The 15,718-nt window shown below is 75.0% G+C and carries 15 protein-coding genes; 5 read left to right on the top strand and 10 right to left on the bottom strand.

Translation table 11 applies throughout. From position 1 onward, the window contains the following. Positions 1 to 162: 162 nt before the first annotated feature. The 3 genes from ACWEPF_RS08325 to ACWEPF_RS08315 form a co-directional block, all read right to left on the bottom strand. Positions 163 to 1,170: an AAA family ATPase gene (locus ACWEPF_RS08325; RefSeq protein ID WP_452171925.1), complete on the bottom strand. Its 1,008-nt coding sequence runs from the start codon at positions 1,168 to 1,170 to the stop codon at positions 163 to 165. A gap of 64 nt (positions 1,171 to 1,234) precedes the next feature. Then, positions 1,235 to 3,076 carry a VMAP-C domain-containing protein gene (locus ACWEPF_RS08320; protein WP_452171924.1) on the bottom strand — a complete coding sequence of 614 codons (1,842 nt, stop codon included), beginning with the start codon at positions 3,074 to 3,076 and terminating at the stop codon, positions 1,235 to 1,237. 34 nt (positions 3,077 to 3,110) lie between these two features. Next, the gene (locus ACWEPF_RS08315) at positions 3,111 to 3,455 is read right to left on the bottom strand and encodes a CU044_2847 family protein (protein ID WP_452171923.1); all 345 of its coding nucleotides are present in this window, start codon (positions 3,453 to 3,455) and stop codon (positions 3,111 to 3,113) included. 172 nt (positions 3,456 to 3,627) lie between these two features. Here ACWEPF_RS08315 and ACWEPF_RS08310 point away from each other — a divergent pair, with 172 nt between their 5' ends. Then, positions 3,628 to 4,122, top strand: coding sequence for a F0F1 ATP synthase subunit B family protein (locus ACWEPF_RS08310; RefSeq protein WP_452171922.1), 495 nt, complete (start codon positions 3,628 to 3,630; stop codon positions 4,120 to 4,122). 75 nt (positions 4,123 to 4,197) lie between these two features. On the opposite strand, the gene ACWEPF_RS08305 is transcribed toward ACWEPF_RS08310, so the two are convergent. Continuing rightward, positions 4,198 to 5,748 carry a choice-of-anchor A family protein gene (locus ACWEPF_RS08305; RefSeq protein ID WP_452171921.1) on the bottom strand — a complete coding sequence of 517 codons (1,551 nt, stop codon included), beginning with the start codon at positions 5,746 to 5,748 and terminating at the stop codon, positions 4,198 to 4,200. 232 nt (positions 5,749 to 5,980) lie between these two features. Between ACWEPF_RS08305 and ACWEPF_RS08300 the strand changes: the two genes are divergently transcribed. From ACWEPF_RS08300 to ACWEPF_RS08290, 3 genes are all read left to right on the top strand, one after another. After that, the gene (locus tag ACWEPF_RS08300) at positions 5,981 to 6,463 is read left to right on the top strand and encodes a DUF2269 family protein (RefSeq protein WP_345284928.1); all 483 of its coding nucleotides are present in this window, start codon (positions 5,981 to 5,983) and stop codon (positions 6,461 to 6,463) included. A gap of 94 nt (positions 6,464 to 6,557) precedes the next feature. After that, positions 6,558 to 7,355 (top strand): inositol monophosphatase family protein, encoded by a 798-nt coding sequence (locus ACWEPF_RS08295; protein ID WP_452171920.1) that lies wholly within the window; start codon positions 6,558 to 6,560, stop codon positions 7,353 to 7,355. Between the two features lie 193 nt (positions 7,356 to 7,548). Then, positions 7,549 to 9,036 (top strand): hypothetical protein, encoded by a 1,488-nt coding sequence (locus ACWEPF_RS08290; protein WP_452171919.1) that lies wholly within the window; start codon positions 7,549 to 7,551, stop codon positions 9,034 to 9,036. A gap of 21 nt (positions 9,037 to 9,057) precedes the next feature. On the opposite strand, the gene ACWEPF_RS08285 is transcribed toward ACWEPF_RS08290, so the two are convergent. Genes ACWEPF_RS08285 through ACWEPF_RS08275 form a run of 3 tightly spaced genes read right to left on the bottom strand, consistent with a single transcriptional unit; the run spans position 9,058 to position 12,189 of the window. Next, positions 9,058 to 9,948, bottom strand: a complete 891-nt coding sequence (locus tag ACWEPF_RS08285) for an amidohydrolase family protein (RefSeq protein ID WP_452171918.1) — start codon at positions 9,946 to 9,948, stop codon at positions 9,058 to 9,060. After that, the gene (locus ACWEPF_RS08280) at positions 9,945 to 11,579 is read right to left on the bottom strand and encodes an acyl-CoA dehydrogenase family protein (protein ID WP_452171917.1); all 1,635 of its coding nucleotides are present in this window, start codon (positions 11,577 to 11,579) and stop codon (positions 9,945 to 9,947) included. Before ACWEPF_RS08280 ends, ACWEPF_RS08285 begins: the two co-directional genes overlap by 4 nt. Further along, positions 11,572 to 12,189: a TetR/AcrR family transcriptional regulator gene (locus tag ACWEPF_RS08275; protein WP_452171916.1), complete on the bottom strand. Its 618-nt coding sequence runs from the start codon at positions 12,187 to 12,189 to the stop codon at positions 11,572 to 11,574. Before ACWEPF_RS08275 ends, ACWEPF_RS08280 begins: the two co-directional genes overlap by 8 nt. A 73-nt stretch (positions 12,190 to 12,262) precedes the next feature. Between ACWEPF_RS08275 and ACWEPF_RS08270 the strand changes: the two genes are divergently transcribed. Next, entirely contained in the window at positions 12,263 to 12,790 is a 528-nt protein-coding gene (locus ACWEPF_RS08270; RefSeq protein WP_452171915.1) for an AAA family ATPase, read from the top strand. A 23-nt stretch (positions 12,791 to 12,813) separates the two neighbouring features. On the opposite strand, the gene ACWEPF_RS08265 is transcribed toward ACWEPF_RS08270, so the two are convergent. The 3 genes from ACWEPF_RS08265 to ACWEPF_RS08255 form a co-directional block, all read right to left on the bottom strand. After that, complete coding sequence (locus ACWEPF_RS08265; RefSeq protein WP_452171914.1) at positions 12,814 to 14,061, bottom strand: ATP-binding protein; 1,248 nt, start codon at positions 14,059 to 14,061, stop codon at positions 12,814 to 12,816. After that, the gene (locus ACWEPF_RS08260) at positions 14,058 to 14,711 is read right to left on the bottom strand and encodes a response regulator (protein WP_380150486.1); all 654 of its coding nucleotides are present in this window, start codon (positions 14,709 to 14,711) and stop codon (positions 14,058 to 14,060) included. Before ACWEPF_RS08260 ends, ACWEPF_RS08265 begins: the two co-directional genes overlap by 4 nt. A gap of 101 nt (positions 14,712 to 14,812) precedes the next feature. Then, entirely contained in the window at positions 14,813 to 15,589 is a 777-nt protein-coding gene (locus tag ACWEPF_RS08255) for an FG-GAP repeat protein (protein WP_345287509.1), read from the bottom strand. Positions 15,590 to 15,718: the final 129 nt, after the last annotated feature.

The raw sequence follows: 15,718 nt of genomic DNA, 5'->3' as shown, positions 1-15,718 counted from the left end.
TCCGCCGCGCCGGCTTGCCCTGCGGGCGGCCGGGCAGGGAACGGAGCGGACTGCCCTGCGGGCGGCCGACTCGACGACGGACCGTCAGCCCCTGCGGGCGGCCCGGACCCCGGCTCCGGCGCAGGTGGCACCAGGGGGCCCGAGGGGTCCGGGGCCGGGGGTTCAGAGGTCATCGTCGTCCCGGCCTCTGCTGAGGTAGGCCATGACGCGGGCGGCGAGGGCGGCGCGGTCGGCCCGGTCGGTGAGTTCGGGGCGGGTGGTGAGGTAGATGGCGTTGAGCAGCTGGTCGGTGGCCAGTTCGCCTTCGCCGCGGCGGTCCAGGAAGACCTGGAGGATCTCGGCGACCACGGCACGGTCGGCCTCCGGCAGGTGGGAGCGGACGATCTCGGCCAGCTCGCTGCCCTCGGGCCGCTTGAGCTCCAGCACGACGCAGCGCCGCAGGAAGGCCGCCGGGAACTCCCGCTCGGCGTTGCTGGTGAGCACCGTGAACGGGAAGGCCCGGCACCGCACCCGCCCCCCGGTCACCGGCGCCCGCCCGTGCCCGTCGGCGGTGAGCACCTGCGCCACGGGCTGCTGCGGTGCCGCCCGCACCAGTTCGTCGATCTCGTACTGCCCGTCCTCCAGGACGTGCAGCAGGTCGTTGGGCAGGTCGAGGTCGCCCTTGTCGATCTCGTCGATCAGCAGCGCCCGCGGCCGCGCGTACGGGAGCAGGGCGGTGCCCAGCGGCCCGAGCCGCAGGTGTTCGTCGAGCCCGGCGCCGGTGGCCTCGGGGCCGGCCTGGTTGGCGGCGTAGAGGCGGGAGAGCGGGTCGTACTGGTAGAGGCCGTCGCGCAGGGTGGCCCGGCTGGTGATGTTCCAGCGCAGCACCGGTCCGAGGCCCAACTCCCGTGCCACCGCGTACGGGAGGCTGGACTTGCCGCTGCCGGGCGGGCCGGTGACCAGCAGCGGGCGCCGCAGGTGGAGCGCGGCGTTGACCAGCTCGACGGTCTCCGGGGTGGGCCGGAAGGTGGCGGCCCGGTGGCCGGCCGAGGCGGCGGAGGGGTCGGCCTCGGGGGCGGGGGTGTCCAGCGGCGGGCCGCCGTCGAAGGCGCGCCAGGGCGGCGGGGCGGGCAGGGCGGCGAGGCCGTCGTGGGGCTGCTCGGCACCCCGGTAGATCCGCTGCAACGGCATGGGACTCTCCTGCGGCTGGCCCCGCCGCGCGGGCGGGAGGTGACGGACGGTCGGGGAACGGGAGTCAGACCTCGGACGGCGGGTCGGTGGGCGGGAGCGGGTACGGCCGGTGCGGGCTGGGGAGGAGTAACGGGTCCTCCCAGAGCAGCACCAGGCCGGCCGCCCAGTGCCCGGCCGGATCGCCGCCCTCCTCCGCCTGGTGGCGCAACTGCTTGATCCGCTCCGGTAGTTCGGACGGCGAGGTGCCGGCCAGCTCGACCGCCAGTCTGGCAGTGAAGGACCTCCCCCGGCACGCGCGGCCGGGCTGGTGCCGCTCCGAACAGGTCCACTCCGGCCAGATCACCGCGTGCACCCCGGCACCGAGCGCGGCGTCCAGCAGCGGGGCGTAGCGGCGGGCCTTGGGCGAACCGGGCAGCACCGGCAGCTGGGGGCGCTCGACCGGGCGGAGCAGGTGGTAGAGGGTGCGGGCCTCGCCGGGCTCGGCGCAGTCCAGCACGTGGGCCAGGGTGCGGCGTTCGTCGCGCCGCAGCGCCCAGTTGAGCTCCAGGGTGCGGCGGTCGGCGGCCGAGTCGCGGCGCTGGCGGTCGACCACCACCACCGGGTGGTCGGCGCCGAGCGGGCCGAAGGAGTGCTTGCCGGTCCAGGCGTGCACCGGCACGGTGAGCAGCTTGCGGGGCAGCACGAAGACGACCAGCTCGGCGCCGTCCGACTCCAGCCGGCCGAGCTGCTGCTCGATCTCGCGGAGCACCTCGGCCTGGAGGTCACCGCCGGAGAGGGTGCGCGGCACGGCCGGCCCCGGCTCGCCGTCGCGCACCGTGCGGACCGCCACCGTGTACCGGCCGCGCCCGGCCCCGCTGTGGCCGATCTCGACCAGGATCGGCCGCCAGCGCCGGGCGGCGGCCCGGCCGGGGTGGACGAGCCGGATGCCGCCGTCGGCGAGCCGGAGCAGCCTGGTCCGGCGCTCGCGCTGCTCGGGGGTGGCGTCCCCGGCCGACTCGGCGAGCAGCGCGGCGAACTCGCGCACGGGGTGACGGCTGGTCAGCGGGCCGGTCACCTCGGAGAGCAGGTACCAGCAGGTCTCCCAGAGGCTGCCCGGCCTGGTCGGCGGGTCCAGCAGCCCCTGGGCGGCGGTGGCGGTCCGGTAGAGCTCCAGCGGGTCGCAGGCCCCCGGCCCGGCGGTGGCACCGACCCCGGCCACCAGCTCGCGCAACTCCCGTACCTGGTCCGGCGGGAGGGCCGCGCCGGGGATCAGGTCGGCCAGTTCGGGGACGTAGCGGGCCAACGCCCCGGCGGGCAGCATCTGGCCGATCCGCAGCGCCGGCGGGGTCCGGCCGTCCGGGCCGGGCGGCAGCTGCCGCCCGAGGGTGTCCTGGGCGGCCGTCACGATGCCGACCAGCTCGCCGGTGTCGGAGTCCACCACCGGGCCGCCGCTGAAGCCGGGCGAGAGCGGCATGCCCTGGCCGTCGTGCTCCAACTGCACCAGTTCGCCGCCGATCAGCAGCCCGGCCCGGGTCGGCCGGATCTCGCTGCTGCGCCCGGCGTCGTGGCCGAACGGGAAGCCGTGCGCGGTCAGCCCCGGGTAGGGCGGGCGGTCCCAGTGGTGCAGCGGGGCGAACGGCGCGGGCCTGGCCACCCGGTCGGGCACCGGCTCCGCCAGCTCCAGCACGGCCACGTCCCCGGTGCCGTCCCGGCCGTGCCGCCCGCTGGGCCAGGGCCCCCGGCGCAGCACGGTGGCGGGCAGGGCCGGATGGTCCGGCCGGTGGGCGAGGCGGACGGTGACGGCCGCGTGCCCGTGCACCACGTGGGCGCAGGTCAGCACGTGCCGGTCGGTGACCAGCACCCCGGCGCCCACCGTGGGCTCCGGGCCGCCGGTGTCGATCCGGGCCAGCCAGTACGGGTACGCCATCGCGGCTGCTCCGGCCCGTCGTCCGCCGGCCCGCTCAGGCCGAACGGCCGGGCGTCCAGCTGAGCCTGACGGTCAGATGGGCCTCGGCGGCGGTCTTGGCGATCAGCGCCCCGGCCTCGGCGGTGAGCTTCACGCCGAACTCCAGCTCCACCTCGTCCGGCGCCAGGCTGCCGCCCCGGAAGACCGCCAGCGCCGACTCGGCGGCGGACCGCACGCCCGCCAGCGCCTGCTCGAAGGTCTCCCCCGCCCGCTCCACGGCCTGGGCCGCACCCCGGCCGACCGGCTGCATGCCGTACGGGTCGGCAGCGGCGGCACCGGCGGCCTGCTCGACCCGGACCACGGCCCCGTCGGCTGTCACGAACTCCGCGTACTGCGCCAAGACTTCCCCTCCCGGGCACAGGTCCGGCTTCTCCCGGACCGAACGCTCCGCGATCGTCGCACAGCACGGCCCGCCGCGCACCGGCTTCCGTCCGGTCGGGATCGAACCGGTAGGCGAACGAGTTCCGTCATTCTCCGTACATGACGTGTCATCAGACCGTAGGGTCTGGTGCATGGACATCGGACCTTTGGAGCCGAGCAAGGCTCAACTCCTGGTCGGACTCCTCGCGTTCTTCCTGATATTCGTCACGCTCGGCCGTCTCCTGCTTCCGCGCGCGGAGCGGGTGCTGGCCGAGCGGTACGAGGCCACCGAAGGGAAGCTGGAGAAGGCCGAGGCCCTGCGGGCCGAGGCCGAGCAGGTGTACGCGGAGTACCGGCACGTGATCACCGAGGCCCACCACGAAGCAGCCCGGTTGCGTCAGCAGGCGGCCGAGGAGGGCGCCGCGGCGGTCGCAGCAGCACGGGCCGAGGGACAGCGCGAACGAGAACGGCTGGTGGGGTCCGCCCGGGCGTCCATCGCGATGGACGCCGACCTGGCCGCACTCGAACTGCGGGTGCACGTCGGCGTGCTGGCGATCGACCTGGCCGGGCGGGTGGTCGGCGAGCCGCTGGAGGGCTTCTCCGACCGGGCGGGCGTGGTGGAACGGTTCTTCGCGGAACCGCGCTGACGCCTCCCCTCTGACAGTACGACGGTGCCCCGGACCCTGGGTGGGTCCGGGGCACCACTGCGTTCAGGGGACGGGTCAGCCGTGGCGGCCGCGGCGACGGCGCGACAGCCAGAAGGTCAGACCGCCGGTGCCCAGCAGGGCGCCCGCCCCCAGGGCGGCCGGGAAGACGACATCGGCACCGGTGATCGGCAGTTGGCCGTCGTCACCGCCACCGCCGCCACCGCTCTCGGTCGGAACCGCCCCCGATCCGGTCGGGCCCGGAGTGGTGGGCACCGGAGTCGAGCCGGACGGACTGGGACTCGGCTCCGGAGGCACGGGACCGGAGTGGGTCGGCTCCGGAGTCGGCGTCGGAGTCGGAGTCGGAGTCGGGGTCGGAGTCGGAGTCGGAGTCGGGGTCGGCGTCGGAGTCGGAGTCGGGGTCGGCGTCGGAGTGGGAGTCGGAGTAGGCGTCGGCGTAGGAGTCGGAGTGGGGGTCGGAGTGGGGGTCGGCGTGGGAGTCGGAGTGGGAGTCGGCGTCGGCGTAGGAGTCGGCGTCGGAGTAGGCGTCGGCGTCGTGCACTCCGGCATGTCGCCGTCGAACGGGTAGTTGTGGATCTCGCTGCCGCTGCTGCCCGTCTGGACCAGGTTCCCCGCGACGTACACCCGGCCGTTGAAGCCCGGGGTCTGGATGGTGGTGGTACCGGTCTTGCTGGCGCTCATCAGGGAGCCCTGGAACTGGGCGCCGCCCATGATGGTCGTGGTGGCGGCGTTCGGGAAGTTCCACAGCAGGTTCGGGCGCAGCTCGGTGAACGGGTCGCCGTCGAGCCCGTTGCCGGTGTTGGTGTTGATCACCGGGTTGGTGCCCAGCATGTTGATGATGACCGTGGCCCCGGCCGGGATGCCGGTGATGACGAAGTCGGCCGCGCTGGTGGTCGAGCCCAGGTTGCCCGGAACGTTGAAGATCTGCCGGGCGCTGGTGCCGTCGCCGGTGAAGGTGACCTGGTTCCCGCTGGTGGTCACGGTGCCGGTGGCGGTCTGGGTGGAGGCGCAGGTGGAGAGCCCGGCCAGCTGGTCCGGGATGCCGGAGTACTGGTCCCCCGCCGTCGGGTCCTGGATCGCCTGCCCGGTCGGCACCACGTTGACCGTGCCGCTCAGCGTGCTGCCGTAGCGGAGGTTGCCGTAGGCCAGGGCGCCGAAGGTGTCCGAGGTCCCGCCGACCTCGACCGTGTTGCCGGAGGCCACCGTGACGCTCCCGCCGACGGTCACGAAGTCGGTGCCGTTGGAGGGCACCACCCGCGAGCCGACGCCGGCCACCGCCATGTTGAAGAGGCCGCCGCCGTTCTTGTTCACCGAGAAGTCCCCGAGCGTGACGACCTTGCCCTCGGCCTCGGCGGCCCGGCCGGCCACCGAGTAGTTCCCGCCGACGAAGACGTTGATGGTGTCGTCGCGGCCGACCACGTTGCCGTTGTTCGGCGGGGGCCAGGTCGCCGGGCAGTCGGGCCCGCTGCAGGGGCCGAGCGGCGGCGAGAGCGGGGCCGCCGAGACCAGCACGCTGACCAGCACCACCGGCAGCACTGCCGCCGCGGCCGCCAGGCCGAGCCTGCGGGCCGTCGGCCGCGGGCCGCTCCGCTCCTGACGTTCGGTCACTCGCACGGGGAACCCCTCTGTTCGGCTACGGCCACCCACGAGCAGCGGCATGACCGACCCATTGAACGCCTCCAAATCGGGACAAGACGGATGCCACGCCAGATTCCCTGACAGATGCTCACAGATGTGCGATCGGTGACCGCCCGTCAGAGGACACCCCGACCGGTCGGCGTGGGCCACTCGGGTGTTAGCGTGCTGGCGTCCCGCCCCGTCGCCGCTAAGGAACCGCCCCATGACCAAGCTGCTGCTGAGCCTGCACGTCCTGGCCGCAGTGCTCTTCATCGGGCCGGTGGCGGTGACGGTGAGCATGTTCCCGCGCCGGGCGAAGGCCGCGCTGGCGGGCGGGGAGGACCGACCGCAGGCCGAGGCCTCGGTGCGACTGCTGCACCGGATCACCCAGGTCTACGCGCTGCTCGGCCTCGCGGTGCCGCTGCTGGGGATCGGCACCGCCCAGGTGATGGGCGTGATGGGCGACGTCTGGCTGATCACCTCGATGGTGCTCACCGGCCTGGCCGCGGCCCTGATGCTGCTCTTCGTGGTGCCCGGCCAGCAGGCCACCGTCGACGCCCTCGACGCGCCGCAGGACCAGGCCGAGCAGGACCGCGCCGTCAAGGGCCTGCGCCTGCTCCCGATGACCGCCGGCCTCTTCAACCTCCTCTGGGCGGTGGTCACCGTGCTGATGGTGATCCGCCCCGGCTCCACCACCGGCGCCTGATCCGTTCGCACTCGGCTTCACATCTGCGGGTTCGCGTTCCGCTCGATCACGGTACCTCTCTGTGCAGTGACCGTGACCGGAGGGAGCGCAAGGCATGAAGGAGTGTTCTATACCCGCAGTGGCCGCCGCGGTGCGGGCGGTCGGTGAGTTCCTGACGGAACGCCAGTCGGCCCGGCCCTGGCCGGGCCGGACGACGGCCGAGGCCCTGGCCGCCCTCGCGTGGGTGGAGGAGCCCGCCACGGCGCAGCTGCGGGAGCGCCTCGGAGCGCTGCGCCCCGGGGCCGGCTGGCTGGACGGGGAGTCCGCCACCGCCGTGCCCGAGGACGGCGAGTGGTGGTCCTGCGACACCACCGACGGGGCCGCGCAGTACCTGAACGCGCTGCCGCACTGGGCCGTCACCGCCACCCTGCTGCGGGACGGCGAGCCGGTGCTCGCGGTGGTGCACGCCCCGTCCCTGCGCGCCACCTACACCGCCGAACTCGGCGGCGGCGCACGCCTCAACGGCCGGGCGATCGCCCCGCCCGAACGGGATCCGGACACCTGCGTGATCGGCACCGGCCGGCCACCGGCGGCCGGCCGGGAGGAGCTGCGCCGGGCCGGGGAGTCGCTGACCGCCGTCGCGGCCCGGGTGCTGGCCGTGTGCGACCTCGGCCCGGTGGCCCTCCAGCTGGCCCAGGTCGGCTCGGGCCAGCTGAACGGCTTCTGGGAGTACGGCCCGGATCCGGTCGGCCTGCTGCCCGGAGCCCTGATCGCCCGCGAGGCGGGCGCCCTGGTGACGGACACCGAGGGAAAGCGCTGGACCCCGGATGCGGACGGCCTGCTGGCCGCGCATCCCCTGCTGCACCCGGGGCTGTTGGACGCGCTCGCCCTGGCCGGGCAGCTCGGTCCCTAGAAGCGGTCTGACGGACCGTCCGGGCCGGACCGGGCCGAGGGTGTCGCCACACCCCCGGCCCGGTCCGGGCGGCACACCGTGCGGACCCCGGTCGGCTTCGGCAGGGCCGGGCCGGGGCAGGGGACCTTCCGGCCGCCTTGTGTACGGAGCGGCCGGTGACCGCTGCGAGGAAGTCCCGGACCCTGGGGGGATCGTGCCGCCGTCCGCACTGCGCGCCTTGGCCGAGCTGCTCGACCGCTCGTTCGCCCGGATCGCCGACGCTGCCGTCGACGCCCGGACGCTCGACCGGCAGTCGATCCGCCGTGAGACCAGCCCCTGGCATCCGCACGGAGGGGACCACACCCGCCTGTTCTTCACCGCCGCGGCCACCCGGCCGGCCCCGGCCGGGGAGTGGCTCGCCCGCAGGACGCTGCGCCGGATGGCGGGATTCGACGGCGACCAGCACGCCTGGGCGTCGGAACTCCCGGACGCGGCGGGCCTGCTCGCGCCCGCTCCGGCCGTCGATCCGACCGTCCCCGAGCGGGGCTGGGACGGGGAGCTCCAGCCCCCTGCGGTCCAGGCGCTCGGCCGCGCGGCCCTCGCGCCGTACGACCCGGCGGCCGCCCGGTTCACCGGCCTGTCCCTGGAGTCCGTTCCCGGCGGGGTCGACGCGTCCCTCGGCCTGGTACTGCCGCGCCGCTACGCCGTCAACGGGCCCGTGCGCCAGCCCGCCAGGATGGCCGTCCGCCTGACCGGAGTCACGGAGTCCGCCTTCGAGGGGGGCCGCGGCTCGTCGGGCGAGCTCGGCTGGTCCACCGACGAGGGCCGCACCGAGGTCCTGACGGGCGGTCACGGCCGCCTGGTCGCGGAGCGGTCCGAGTTCCGCAACGGCGACTGGTACTGGCACGACAGCGAGGAGGGTCTCGCCGCCGCCCTGCTGCACCCGCCGGTCCCCGAGGGGCGGCGCGAACGGCGGCGCCGCCGGACCGACCGGACCGAGCGGTGGCCGCTGCCCCCGGACCGGAGCTCCCACCTCGCGGCCGCACTGGTGCGACAGGCACTGGCGAAGGCCTCGCTAGGTGCCTGCACCGACCGGAACGACCAGCGTGCGGTCCTCGACGTCTGTCGGGTCTTCCAGGGTGCGGGGACGGATGCCCTGGCGGCCGGCCGGCTGGGCGGGAAGGGCTTCCGGGCTCTGATCCACCGATGGGTGGAGCTCGGTGGTGACTCCCTGGTGAACTGGTTCGCCAACGTGCTCCACGTGAACAGCGGCACGGGCCCGGCCGGGGCCTGGGGCCGGCGGCTGGCCCTGGAACTGAGCCGACGGCCCTGGCCGACGGCCTTCGACCTCCCCACCCTGCCGCCGGCGGCCGCGCTGCGGCTGCTGACGGCCGACTTCGAGGGGATCCGGCTGCACCGCCAACCGGGCACGGCCGTGCTCCAGTTCGCCCTCCCGCCCCAGGACGGCGGCGGGCGCCGGGAGGGCTGGGACCTGCTGACGGTGGTGGTCGAGGGGATCACCCACCTGCGCGTCACGCCCGGCGCCTTCGCCGAGCCCGGGCGGGTCGACCGCCTCCGACGCAGGCGCCACGCCCTGGAGTGGGGCTCCGACCTCTCCGTCTCGTGGCACCCGAGGACCGGGCTGATGCGGACGGTGGGCCGGGAGCCGGAGATCCGCCTGGTGGGGCGGAGCGACGCGTGACGCCGCCGCGCCCCACCGCGGTCAGCTCCGAACCCCCGGCGGCAGGCCGAACAGGCGGGCGCCGTTGTCGTGGCAGACCGCCCGGAGCCAGTCGTCGCCCAGCCCGAGGTCCGCGAGGGCGCGGAGCTGGGCGAGGTACGGGTAGGGGATGTTCGGGAAGTCGCTGCCGAGCAGCACCCGGTCGCCCAGGTCGGCCAGCCGGGGCAGCAAGTCCCGGGGGAAGGGCGCGAGTTCCTCGCTGAACTCGGTGAAGGCCATGGTGGTGTCCAGGTGCACCCCGGGGTGGCTCTCGGCCAGCTCCAGGAACTCCCGGTACTCCGGCAGGCCCAGGTGGGCGACCACCAGCCGCAGGCCGGGGTGCCTGGCCAGCACCTCGGCGATCGGACCGGGCCCGGTGTGCTTGCCCGGCGTCGGGCCGGAGCCGCAGTGCGTCACCACCGGCACGCCGGCCTCGGCCAGTTGACCCCAGACCGGGTCGAGCAGCGGGTCGGTGGGGTCGTAGTCGCCCACCTGGACGTGGCACTTGAAGACCCGGGCGCCGTCGGCCAGGGCCTTCGCCACGTACTCGGCCGCCTCCGGCTCGGGGTAGCAGGTGGCGGTGTGCAGGCAGTCCGGGGTGCGGGCGGCGAACTCCGCCGACCAGGAGTTCAGCCAGGCGGCCATCCCCGGCTTGTGCGGGTAGAGCATCGAGGTGAACGCGCGCACCCCGAACTCCCGCAGCCGGGCGACCCGTTGGTCCTCCTCCTCGCGGTAGGTGATGGGCCACGGCCGCCCGGTCAGCGGACCGACCTGGTCGAAGTAGGCCCACACCTTGGCCAGCACCCGCTCCGGCATGAAGTGCGTGTGCACGTCGACGAGGCCCGGCAGGCCCAGACCCCGCCAGAACGCCCGGACCTCCTCGGTCTCGCTCATGCGGGCAGGGCCGCGGCCCGGGCCAGCACGGCAGCCGTGTCCACACCGGTCGGCAGGGTGCCGAAGGCGCCGCCGTGCTCGCCGCCCAGCCGGGAAGCACAGAACGCGTCGGCCACCGCCGGGTCGCCGTACCGGACCAGCAGCGAGCCCTGGAAGGCCAGCGCGATCGACTCCACCAACCGGCGCGTGCGGTACTCGAGTTCGGAGGTCTCGCCGAGCTGCTTGCGCAGGGCGGCCACCGCCGCGTCCAGCCGCCGGTCCGCCCCGGCGGCCGCGTCCAGCTCGCCGAGCAGCGCCTCCACCGTCTCCGGGCGCCGGGCCATCGCGCGCAGCGCGTCCAGCGCGGCCACGTTCCCCGAGCCCTCCCAGATGGAGACCAGTGGGGCCTCCCGGTAGAGCCGCGGCATGCCGGACTCCTCGGCGTAGCCGTTGCCGCCGAAGCACTCCAGCGCCTCGGCGGCGTGCATCGGACCGCGCTTGCAGACCCAGTACTTGGCCGCAGCCAGCCCCAACCGCCGCACCAGCGCCTCCTGCTGGTCCCCCGCCAGCGCCCGGTCGGTGGCCTCGGCCAGCCGCAGGGCGACGGCGGTGGCGGCCTCGGACTCCACCACCAGGTCGGCCAGCACGTTGCGCATCAGCGGCTGGTCGACCAGCGCGGCGCCGAACGCCCGGCGGTGGGTGGTGTGGTGGAGTGCCCGGACGGCGCCGAGCCGCATCCCGGAGGCGGCGCCCAGGGTGCAGTCCAGCCGGGTCATGTTCACCATCTCGATGATGGTGGGCACGCCCCGGCCCTCCTCGCCGACCAGCCAGCCGACCGCGCCGTCGTACTCCAGCTCGGCGGAGGCGTTGGAGCGGTTGCCCAGCTTGTCCTTGAGCCGCTGGATCCGCAGCCGGTTCCGCTCGCCGTCCGGCAGTACCCGGGGCAGCACGAAGCAGCTGAGCCCGCCCGGGGCCTGGGCCAGCGTCAGGAAAAGGTCGGACATCGGGGCGGAGGTGAACCACTTGTGGCCGGTGATCCGGTAGGTGCCGTCGGCCTGCGGCTCGGCGGTGGTGGTGTTGGCCCGGACGTCCGAGCCGCCCTGCTTCTCGGTCATCGACATGCCGGCGATCAGGCCGCTCTTGCCGTGCGGCTCGCGCAGCCCGAAGTCGTAGGAGCGGGCGGCCAGCAGGGGTTCGTACTGCTCGGCCAGCGCCGGGGTGGCCCGCAGCGCGGGCACCGAGGCGTAGGTCATCGAGATCGGGCAGCTGTGCCCGGCCTCGACCTGGCCCCAGACGTAGAACTTGGCCGCCCGGGCGGTGTGCGCGCCGCGGCGCCCGTCCCGCCAGGGGGCGGCGTGCAGGCCGTGCTCCACCGCGACGGTCATCAGCTCGTGCCAGGCGGGGTGGAACTCCACCTCGTCGATCCGGTGACCGTAGCGGTCGTGGGTGCGCAGCACCGGCTCGTACTCGTTGGCCAACCGGCCCCACTCGGCGGCCCGTTCGGTGCCCGCCAGCCGGCCGAGGGCGTGCAGCTGCTCCTCGGCCCAGCCGGCCCCGGCCCGGTGCAGGGCGGCCAGCAGGGTCGGGTCGGCGGCCACGTCGTGGCCGTACAGGTCGGGCACCTGGTTGGTGACCTCGTGCGTGTCAGGCATCGTGCTGCCCCCCAAGGGCGCGTCGGGTGAAGGAGATGAGCGCCGGGATCACGTCGTCCCGGCCCAGGCCCGCGGCGAGCGGGCCGACCAGGGCCTCGCCGATCGCACCGACCAGCGCGGCGGCGGTCAGCTCGGCGTCCTGCTCGGGCAGCCGGCCGTCGGCGACGGCCGGGGCTATCTGAACGGCCATCAGGTCGCGGAAGGCCCGGCGGAACACCAGCCGCTCGGCGTCCACCACCTGGTCGGCCGGCTCGGCGAGCAGCGCGTAGGCCAGCCGGGGTGCGGCCAGCGCACGGGCGGCGAAGGTCTCCACCACGGCGGCGACCAGCCGGTGCGGCCCGGCCCCGTCGGCGGCCGCCTTGCCCACCGCCGCCTCCACGGCCGCGAGCTCACCGGTCACCACCGTGCGGAACAGCTCCACCGACAGCTCGGCCTTCCCGGCGAAGTGCCGGTACATCGACCCGGTCGCGATCCCGGCCCGCTCCGCCACCGCCGCCATCGAGCAGCCCGCGTACCCCCGCTCGGCCAGCAGCGCCACGGCCGCGGCCAGCACCGTCTCCCGCTGGGCGTCGAGGCGGGCTTGGACGGCGGGGGTGCGACGGTAGGCCATGCCAAGGATTGAAGCACCGATTCACTGCTTCGAAAAGACCCGCGCGCAGGGTGCGCCGGGCTAGCGTGGGGCGATGATCGTATGGCTGAACGGAACGCACGGGGCGGGCAAGAGCACCACCGCGCCGCTGGTGCAGGAACTGGTACCCGACTCCCGGGTGTTCGACGCCGAGAAGGTCGGCGAGACCTTGATGGACATCTCCCCCGGCCTGCCCGCGACCGACAACTTCCAGCACTGGCCGCCGTGGCGACCCCTGGTGGTGGAGACCGCGCGGCGGGTGCTGGAGTACACCGGGGGCACGCTGGTGGTGCCGATGACCGTGCTGGTGGAGCAGTACTGGCGGGAGATCAGCGCGGGCCTCGCCGAACACTCCATCCCGGTACGGCACTTCGTGCTCCACGCCGACCAGGACACCCTGCGCGCCCGGATCGAGAACGACCGCGTGCTCGGCCCCGGCCCGTCCCCGTTCCGCCTGCGTCACCTGGAGCCGTACGCCGAGGCGGCCGCGGGCTGGCTGCACGCCGAGGCCGAAGTGATCGACACCACCGAGCTGACGCCCCTCCACGCCGCCCGCCGGATCGCCTACTCGGTCACCAACTGAGCCCCCTCAGGAACCGAGCCCGCTCAGCCCTCGGCCGACGGCAGCCGCAGCTCCGCGAGGGCACCGCCCTCCGGGTGGTTGGCCAGCGTCAGCGCGATGCCGAGGGCCTCGGCGTGGCCCTGGGCGATGGTGAGGCCGAGCCCGTGGCCGTGGCCGCGTTCACGGGCGCCGGTGCGGAAGCGCTGCGGCCCCTCGGTGAGGATGTCCTCCGGGTAGCCGGGGCCGTGGTCACGGACCGTCAGCACCGGGCCCTCGACCCGGACCAGGACCGGGCCGCGGCCGTGCCGGTGGGCATTGGCCACCAGGTTGGAGAGTACCCGGTCGAGCCGGCGGACATCGGTGGTGACCAGCGCGTCGGACTCGATCCGCAGCTCGGTGGGGGCCGTCGCGGCCGCCACCACCCGGGCGGCCACCGGGCCGAGCTGAACGGCCGTCAGCTCCGGCCGGTCGGCCCCCGCGTCCAGCCGGGAGACCTCCAGCAGGTCCTCGGTCAGGCTGCGCAGCACCCGCACCCGGTCCTGCACCAGCTCGGTCGGCCGCCCCGGCGGCAGCAGCTCCGCCGCCGTGAGCAGCCCGGTCAGCGGGGTCCGCAGCTCGTGCGCCACGTCGGCGGTGAAGCGCTGTTCGTTGGCCAGCTTGCTGCTGAGCACGCCCGCCATCGAGTCCACCGCCGAGGCGAGTTCGGTCACCTCGTCGCGGGGGCCGCCGATCGGTCCGATCCGGGCCGTCAGGTCGCCCTTGGCGATGGTGCGGGCGGTGCGGGCGGCGGTGCGCAGCCGTCCGCTGATCCGGTCGGCGGCGAAGACCCCGGCCAGCACGGTGACGGCCACCGAGAGCGCGGCCGAGACCTGGATGGAGCGGTCGAGCTGGGCGATGGCCCGCTCGTCGTCGGCGTAGTCGATCCGGACCGAGAGCACCTGCGCCGCCGCGCCGTCGTTGCCGGTGCCGGGGCCGAGGCCGAGCGGGGCGGCCGCCCACATCACGGTGCCGTTCGGCCCGGCGCCGAGCACCGAGCCGTGCCGGCCGCGCTCGGCCAGCCGGCGCAGCTCCTCGGGGAGGGCGGGGTCGCTGGTCGACGCGCCCCAGGCGAGGCCGAGGTCGCCGCCGCGCGCGTAGCCGTCGAGCACCGACTCCAGCGCGTTCTCGGCGGCCTTCCTGGCCTGCCCGGTGTGCTGCGCGACGGAGGCCCGGTGCACCAGCAGGCCGACCGTGATGGCGACCAGCACGGAGACCAGGGCGACGGTCGCGGCGATCTGACCGCGCAGGTTCACCCGGACCGCCGCAGCTTGTAGCCGAAGCCACGGATGGTCTCGATCCGGCCCGCGCCGATCTTGGCGCGCAGCCGCTGCACGTGCACGTCGACCACCCGGCTGTCGGCGTCCCAGGAGTAGTCCCAGACCCGCTCCAGCAGGGTCTGGCGCTCCAGCACCACGCCCGGCGCGGCGGTGAACTCCAGCAGCAGCCGCAACTCGGTCGGGGTGAGCGGCACCTGACGGCCCGCCACCCGGACCTCCATCGCCTCGGTGTCCAGCTCCAGGTCGTCGATCACCCGCACCGCGCGCGACGGCTCCGGCTCGGGCGGCGGCCCGGCGGCGGGCACCGGTTCGGCGACCGCCCTGGTGCGGCGCAGCACGGTGCGGATCCGGGCCACCAGCACGGCGCTCTCGAAGGGCTTGGTGATGTAGTCGTCGGCGCCCGCCTCCAGCCCGGAGATGACGTCGATCGGCTCGGTGCGGGCCGACATCATCAGGATCGGCAGCTGGCTCTCCTCGCGGATCCGGCGGCACAGGCCGACCCCGTCGAGCAGCGGCAGCATCACGTCGAGCAGCAGCAGGTCGGGCCGCCGCGCGCGGAACCGCTCCAGGCCGTCCAATCCGTCCACGGCGGTGTCCACCGGGAAGCCGTAGCGCTCCAGCGCCATCCGGGTGGCCTCGCGGATCACCTCGTCGTCCTCCACCAGCAGGATGCGCGGGGCGGCGGGGGCGGTCTCGGGCACGGGGACGCTCCGGGGTGCGGGGCCGCTCACGCGGCCGACCTGGACGGGACGGGGCTGGGGAGCACCGGCTTGGGCGCGGGCTTCTGCGGGGCCGGGGTGGGGGCCGTCGAGACCTTCGGCTCGGAGCCCTTCTCGATCTTGGCGGTGGGCGCCGCGGTCGGATCGCAGTACGCGCCGTCGGCCCCGGGGCCGGTGATCTGCCGGTCCTCCACCAGCAGCCGGTCCTCGTCCCAGGCGTAGGTGGTCCTGGTGCGGTCGGGCTCGCGCACCACCAGCTTCGGCCCGACGGTCTCGGCCGTGAAGCCGCTCTCCACCTGCTGGGTGAGCACCGGGTAGAGGCGGCCGCCGCGCAGCTCGTAGACGTGGAGGTAGGAGGAGCCGGAGCCCGAGCCGAACTGCACGGCGGTGAGCAGCTCCGGGCGGCCGTCCCCGTTCAGGTCGCGGAGCTGGGCGGGGCGGACGGCGCAGCCCTGACAGCCCGTCAGGGCCTTGCTCTCCTCCGGCCGCAGCTCGGGGTCCTTGGTCAGCAGCGCGCGCAGGTCGACGGAGCGGAGGTCCTCGTTCGCGACCGTGATCCCGGGCACCGGGGAGAGCGGCGGCCGCGAGCCGGAGGGCGAGGGAGAGGGCTCGGCGGAGGCCACGTCCTCGGGCCAGAGCGGTTCGGAGACGGGGTGCAGCGCCACCGCGCGGGCCGGGCCGGCGTCGTGCAGCTGCCCGGCGCCACCGCAGCCGGAGAGCGCGGCGACCACCACGAGCAGGACGGCGCCCCAGCCCGGGGCGGTACGGCGGGGCCATCGGCTCACGGTGCTGGTCGCCTTCCGGTGCGGTCGGTGATCGGTGATCGGTGGTCAAGTCTGCCCGACGGCGCGTCCGCACCGTCCGCCCAGGTCGGACGGACGGCGCGGACGTGCCGACGGTGCGGAGGTGCGGAC

Source organism: Kitasatospora sp. NPDC004289, assembly GCF_053602875.1.
The sequence above is the reverse complement of the archived record's forward strand: the minus strand, read 5'-3'. Positions and strand labels throughout refer to the sequence as shown.

Bases quoted from the DNA above. Each gene is read 5' to 3' on its own strand.
- ACWEPF_RS08300 (WP_345284928.1), top strand. From the start codon at position 5,981: ATGACCAAGCTGCTGCTGAGCCTGCACGTCCTGGCCGCAGTGCTCTTC.
- ACWEPF_RS08280 (WP_452171917.1), bottom strand. From the start codon at position 11,579: ATGCCTGACACGCACGAGGTCACCAACCAGGTGCCCGACCTGTACGGC.
- ACWEPF_RS08325 (WP_452171925.1), bottom strand. From the start codon at position 1,170: ATGCCGTTGCAGCGGATCTACCGGGGTGCCGAGCAGCCCCACGACGGC.
- ACWEPF_RS08285 (WP_452171918.1), bottom strand. From the start codon at position 9,948: ATGAGCGAGACCGAGGAGGTCCGGGCGTTCTGGCGGGGTCTGGGCCTG.
- ACWEPF_RS08270 (WP_452171915.1), top strand. From the start codon at position 12,263: ATGATCGTATGGCTGAACGGAACGCACGGGGCGGGCAAGAGCACCACC.
- ACWEPF_RS08320 (WP_452171924.1), bottom strand. From the start codon at position 3,076: ATGGCGTACCCGTACTGGCTGGCCCGGATCGACACCGGCGGCCCGGAG.
- ACWEPF_RS08260 (WP_380150486.1), bottom strand. From the start codon at position 14,711: ATGGCGCTGGAGCGCTACGGCTTCCCGGTGGACACCGCCGTGGACGGA.
- ACWEPF_RS08310 (WP_452171922.1), top strand. From the start codon at position 3,628: ATGGACATCGGACCTTTGGAGCCGAGCAAGGCTCAACTCCTGGTCGGA.
- ACWEPF_RS08275 (WP_452171916.1), bottom strand. From the start codon at position 12,189: ATGGCCTACCGTCGCACCCCCGCCGTCCAAGCCCGCCTCGACGCCCAG.
- ACWEPF_RS08295 (WP_452171920.1), top strand. From the start codon at position 6,558: ATGAAGGAGTGTTCTATACCCGCAGTGGCCGCCGCGGTGCGGGCGGTC.